This window comes from Flavobacterium collinsii (genome assembly GCF_902804485.1).
Taxonomy (GTDB): domain Bacteria; phylum Bacteroidota; class Bacteroidia; order Flavobacteriales; family Flavobacteriaceae; genus Flavobacterium; species Flavobacterium collinsii.
In genome coordinates this window covers 1-4,683 of the sequence record NZ_CADCST010000194.1, presented here as the reverse complement: position 1 = coordinate 4,683, position 4,683 = coordinate 1, and the positions used below count along the sequence as shown (strand labels likewise).

At 28.0% G+C, this 4,683-nt stretch carries 5 protein-coding genes; 3 read left to right on the top strand and 2 right to left on the bottom strand.

The annotated features are described in order from the left end of the window. Positions 1 to 104 precede the first annotated feature (104 nt). Positions 105 to 644, bottom strand: a complete 540-nt coding sequence (locus FLA105534_RS23600) for an alpha-ketoglutarate-dependent dioxygenase AlkB (protein WP_173968518.1) — start codon at positions 642 to 644, stop codon at positions 105 to 107. 61 nt (positions 645 to 705) lie between these two features. Between FLA105534_RS23600 and FLA105534_RS23595 the strand changes: the two genes are divergently transcribed. The 3 genes from FLA105534_RS23595 (at position 706) to FLA105534_RS23585 (ending at position 2,957) form a co-directional block, all read left to right on the top strand. Further along, positions 706 to 1,293 carry a hypothetical protein gene (locus FLA105534_RS23595; RefSeq protein ID WP_173968517.1) on the top strand — a complete coding sequence of 196 codons (588 nt, stop codon included), beginning with the start codon at positions 706 to 708 and terminating at the stop codon, positions 1,291 to 1,293. Between the two features lies 1 nt (position 1,294). Further along, positions 1,295 to 2,239: a hypothetical protein gene (locus FLA105534_RS23590; protein WP_173968516.1), complete on the top strand. Its 945-nt coding sequence runs from the start codon at positions 1,295 to 1,297 to the stop codon at positions 2,237 to 2,239. Between the two features lie 160 nt (positions 2,240 to 2,399). Continuing rightward, complete coding sequence (locus FLA105534_RS23585) at positions 2,400 to 2,957, top strand: serine hydrolase (RefSeq protein ID WP_173968515.1); 558 nt, start codon at positions 2,400 to 2,402, stop codon at positions 2,955 to 2,957. A 228-nt stretch (positions 2,958 to 3,185) separates the two neighbouring features. On the opposite strand, the gene FLA105534_RS23580 is transcribed toward FLA105534_RS23585, so the two are convergent. Beyond that, the coding region (locus FLA105534_RS23580) for a hypothetical protein (RefSeq protein ID WP_173968514.1) at positions 3,186 to 4,683 on the bottom strand (1,498 nt) is incomplete at its 5' end.

Sequence of the window (4,683 nt, the reverse complement as noted above, 5' to 3'; positions counted from 1 at the left end):
AGAAGATATAAAACAAAAAACAGTTGCAAGAGGGTTCTTGCAACTGTTTAATTAATTATTTTTATGTAATAATCTGTATCGCTTTTTTAGGACGAGACATTAGTTTAAAACATAATTTTTCTAAAAGTAAGACTGTATCTTTCATTTTTTTCATTTGTAATATCAGGTAATACAGAATGTAACCATTCATCCTGTACCTCTTGAGACATGTAGAAATAACTGTTATTTTCCAATAATAGATCATAAATAATATTGAAATCAATTTTATTCTTAAATCTTAATATTCGCGAAGACCCAAAAGAGAAAATGGCAATTCCTGTATCTTTGTATAATATATCAATTTGATCAGAATGAAATCCCATTTTTGACTTGTTGTCATGGTAAAAATTAATCAGACAATTGTTAGGTACAAAACCATTAAATAATTTAACAAAACCGATTAACTCATCGAAAAAATTTGGAATTTTACTTTCCTTGTATTGTATGTTAGAATAATTGTATGGAATTCCAAAACTTGCAGTTTTTCTTGACATAATAGAGCAATCCCATATTATATCATGTTTTAGATGATGTAAGATCACTTCGGAATCTTTCAAAATATTGTTCTTTAAAACAATTAAATTTTTTAACTCACTGATTTTCATTTTATAGATATTTGTTATCTAAATTAATAATAATTATTTAGATTTGTCCAAATATTTTTACATGATGATATTAGATAAACACGGAAATCCAATTATTTACCATGAAAATTTTCCTCATGATATGGAGGTGACTAACATTGAGTTTGGCGCTGGCAGAAATAATTTTGGGAAAAGAGAATATCCTAACTGCTTCGTTACGGATTTATCTTATCCTAAGGATATAAAATCTTATTTTAAGGATTATCATGAAGATATTACTGATTATCATTATTTAGACAATCTTTGTGATTTCTACAATACTAATTTTCAAAGAAAATTCGAGAATATAATTTTATGCAATCCTTTCAATTATGGATTTAAAGGTTTAGGAGATGCAAAAAAAATCTTTGACAGAGCAGGTGATATTTTAGTAGATAATGGTCAAATACATATTATAGGGAAATCAAAGAATCCATGGTGTAAGAAAGAATCATTTAATAATTTCATAAAAAATACCATACCTGTTTTTCAGTCAAAATATAAATTTGAATTAGAAAGTTTTGAAAATTTAGATACTAATCATCAAATTAATAAGAATTACAAATTTTATACAAGTGAATTAAAAATAGAAACAGTACCTGATGAAAGATTAACTATTAAGAAGATATAAGATGGAACATTTAAATAACTTTAATGATATTTCTTTAACTGATAGTTATAATAAATTGTCATACAAGAATGATTTTAATAATCATATTGTTTCAGTTTTAGACTTTGCATTTGAATATACTGGTTCGGAAGTTTTTGGAAATAAAGACTTAAAATTTAGTAGAACGCTATATTGGGAATGTTTAAATACTATTTATGAAAAGCACCCAATAATCAAAAATGAAAAGGAACAAGAAGATAATAGATTGTTCGAGCAAAATCTGTACATAAGTATTATTGAAAAGTTAGAAGATTTCTTTGATGAAAAAGATGATCTACTTTTAGAGGCTATAGATTTTACAGTAAGTAATTATAGTGACTGGATCAATTATGGAAAAAAGTTAGATTTTAATCCATGGACTTATAGCAATAAAATATTCGTAGAAGACAATTTATTATACACATTTACAGATAATAAAGATGAATACAGTCACTTATTGAAAAATAAGAAGAAGGAAAGTGAACTGTCAAAATATTTAACCATTGGAGTACTTGGTAAAGGTCATAGAAAAGATTATGCTCAACAATATATTAAAGATGTTTATGCGTTAAGAACCTTACTTTTAAGCTTAATGGATGAAAGTAATAATGATTGCACTAAGCCAATTAAGATTGGTGAAATTATTAAGCTGTTTAGAGATTTAGGAGTCTCTATAACAGATTTATCGGACAGTAATATTAAATATTGGATTGTAAGACCTTTGAAGCATAGAACTAAAATTGGATCTAATAAAAATGGATATTTCATTATACGATCATTAAATGATTTAGCTGAATCATATAAAAGTCATTACAAAAATTTTCTTGGTTTTCATAACACATTAGAAAAACATAAACTACGAGCAATTCATGAATTTTCGGATGAAAGTGTTAACTATAATAAGCATAATGACTTGCTAAAACACTAATGTGTTGCTTAAAAAAAAAACAAATTCACTGGCTATTTTTATAGGTTTACATTTGTACAATTTTTCCGTTTATGATTAAAGGGCTATACCATGTCATTAGAAGAATCAGGGCAATGGAAAAATAATATTTACTCAAATTTAGCAAAAGGAACTCCAGCTGGTGGGTGGCTATTCAACAGTTGAAGATTTGTTGAATTTCGCTAATGCTTTACAAAACGATCTTTTACTTAGTAAAGAAAATACAGCTCTTTGCACATCAGGTAAAGTGAAGTTTAGAGAAGGAATGTATGGATATGGGTTTGAAGAAAATACAATAAACGGGCACCGAATTATTGGACATACTGGCGGGCATGATGGTATTGCTTGTGAATTAATGATTTATCCGGATTTGGGCTATACTGTTGTTATTCTAACAAATGGAGAAGTCGAAAATTATTGGGAAGCGAGTAATCGCATTAAAAAACAATTAGTGGGCTCAGCACCCTCAATTGACAATTTTTTTTATACTAAAGATATAATTAAGGCAGTATGCAATAAAGGTTATGAAGCCGGCATTAAAGAAATAGAACACAATTCGAAGAAATATTCAGTAAGAGAAAGTCTTATTGAAAGATATGGTTGTAAGCTATTGTTCGAAAAAAAGACCAATGAGGCAATAGATTTATTTAAATTAAATAATCATCTTTTCCAAACTCAACGTATGGCTATTATTATATAGTGAGGCATATCGGTTTTCAGGTCAAAAAAACAAGCGATTGAATATCTAAAGTTATATATTGAAAAAGAGCTGGAAGACAATGATACTAAATTAAAATATAAATTGCTAATGAAATAACTACCGCTAACAGTTACTCCTATTGTAGTTATCTGCGTTGCAAACACCATGATTTGTTTTATAAGGTAAGTAGGCCCTCGTTGCAAACAAGCGCCAGTGGGAAATACCATTTTATTCCTTTGAAGGATAAACAACAGCAACCATTAGTAAAGCGACAGTTTTAGAATGAATTGGAACTGAAATAATTTCTTTTGGCTTGTTACTTTTAATTTTTAACTCAACACTATAATTCAAAGGTTCAAATATCACTTTATCTATGCTATTATCAACTGAATATTTAGTTAATGAATAATTGTCATTTATTTGTGCAAAAGGTAAATTTAGCAACCCTTCAACAGATGATAAATTAGAATTAAGCAATGGAAAAGAATTGCTTTTTTTATAATAAATTGTTACTGTAGGTAAATTAGCTACTAATAGAGCTGAAACTCTGCCAAAATCTCCACCTTCATCTAAACTGCCCAAATTATATGGGGGTTCTGTTACAAAACAAAACCCTGTTCTTTTACGATCCAAATTTTTAATTGATTGATTAATGGCATCTTCATAAAACCATCCCCAACTGTTAGGTTGTTTATGATTAACTTTATTGTCTTGCTTATTCTCAAGATAACTCAAAGGTGAAACAGGAATAAGTACATATCCCTTATATTCAATTTTTATAGTAATCATTTTTTCTAACAAACTCGTTAACAGATATGACTGCCCATTTGTAGATCTAAATAGGGTTGATTTATTTTCATCTGCTTCACTATGCTCTTGACTTGCTTCATGCAAATTGGTTAAATTAATTTCAATAACTCTATCATGATCATTTAACGAATTTTGAATTTCTGCTACTGATAATCCGATTTCATATGAAGGAGAAAAACTATAGTTCTTACCATCAATTGGATCAAAAGTAACCATTCCACCATTATTTTTATTAGGGAGCCTAGTGTTATTTATAACCTCTGAAAGAATATTAGAATTATATCTAAAACTTTTATCGATAGTACTAATAAAAAGATATTCATCAAAATATTTTATGATGTCAAGCATTAATAATGCTCCGGAAGCTGGAATATGTGGCAAAATAATTTCTAAATTTTTTTCACTTACTAATTGATTAAATAGCAGAGGAGGTTTATTCTCTTTAATCATTCCACTCCATAAATACCCCATTGCGTAAAGAAATATATAATCTAATTTATTATGAATAGAGAGCTTAAAAATTGCTAAGCTTTTATTTGCTTTTTCTATATCCTCTGGACTAATTATACCGAATAATTGTTCATACGTTGAAACGATTCTAGTAACAGAGGCTTTTTGCATTTGAATTTGTTCTTCATATTGCAATTTATCTGAAGAATTAAATTGGTATCTTATTGAAGTCATTAATTGTTTGTAAGAATTAGTAAAACTATTTGCAATCGATAATTTCACACTGCCTTTTATTGGTCCAGGTATTACTCTTGAACTTATAAAATCATAAGTACCTTGATTAAAAATTTGATTAGTATTAAGGAAAACGTAAGGAATGCGGCTATGATTTGGATCTATTAAAGGATACAAAATAGCCGAATCCGTTTGTAAAAAAACTTTATTTAGTTGTTCCTTCCATTCAAAC

Excerpts from the sequence above, each read along its gene's own strand:
- FLA105534_RS23595 (WP_173968517.1), top strand. The coding sequence starts at position 706 with ATGATGATATTAGATAAACACGGAAATCCAATTATTTACCATGAAAAT.
- FLA105534_RS23600 (WP_173968518.1), bottom strand. The coding sequence starts at position 644 with ATGAAAATCAGTGAGTTAAAAAATTTAATTGTTTTAAAGAACAATATT.
- FLA105534_RS23590 (WP_173968516.1), top strand. The coding sequence starts at position 1,295 with ATGGAACATTTAAATAACTTTAATGATATTTCTTTAACTGATAGTTAT.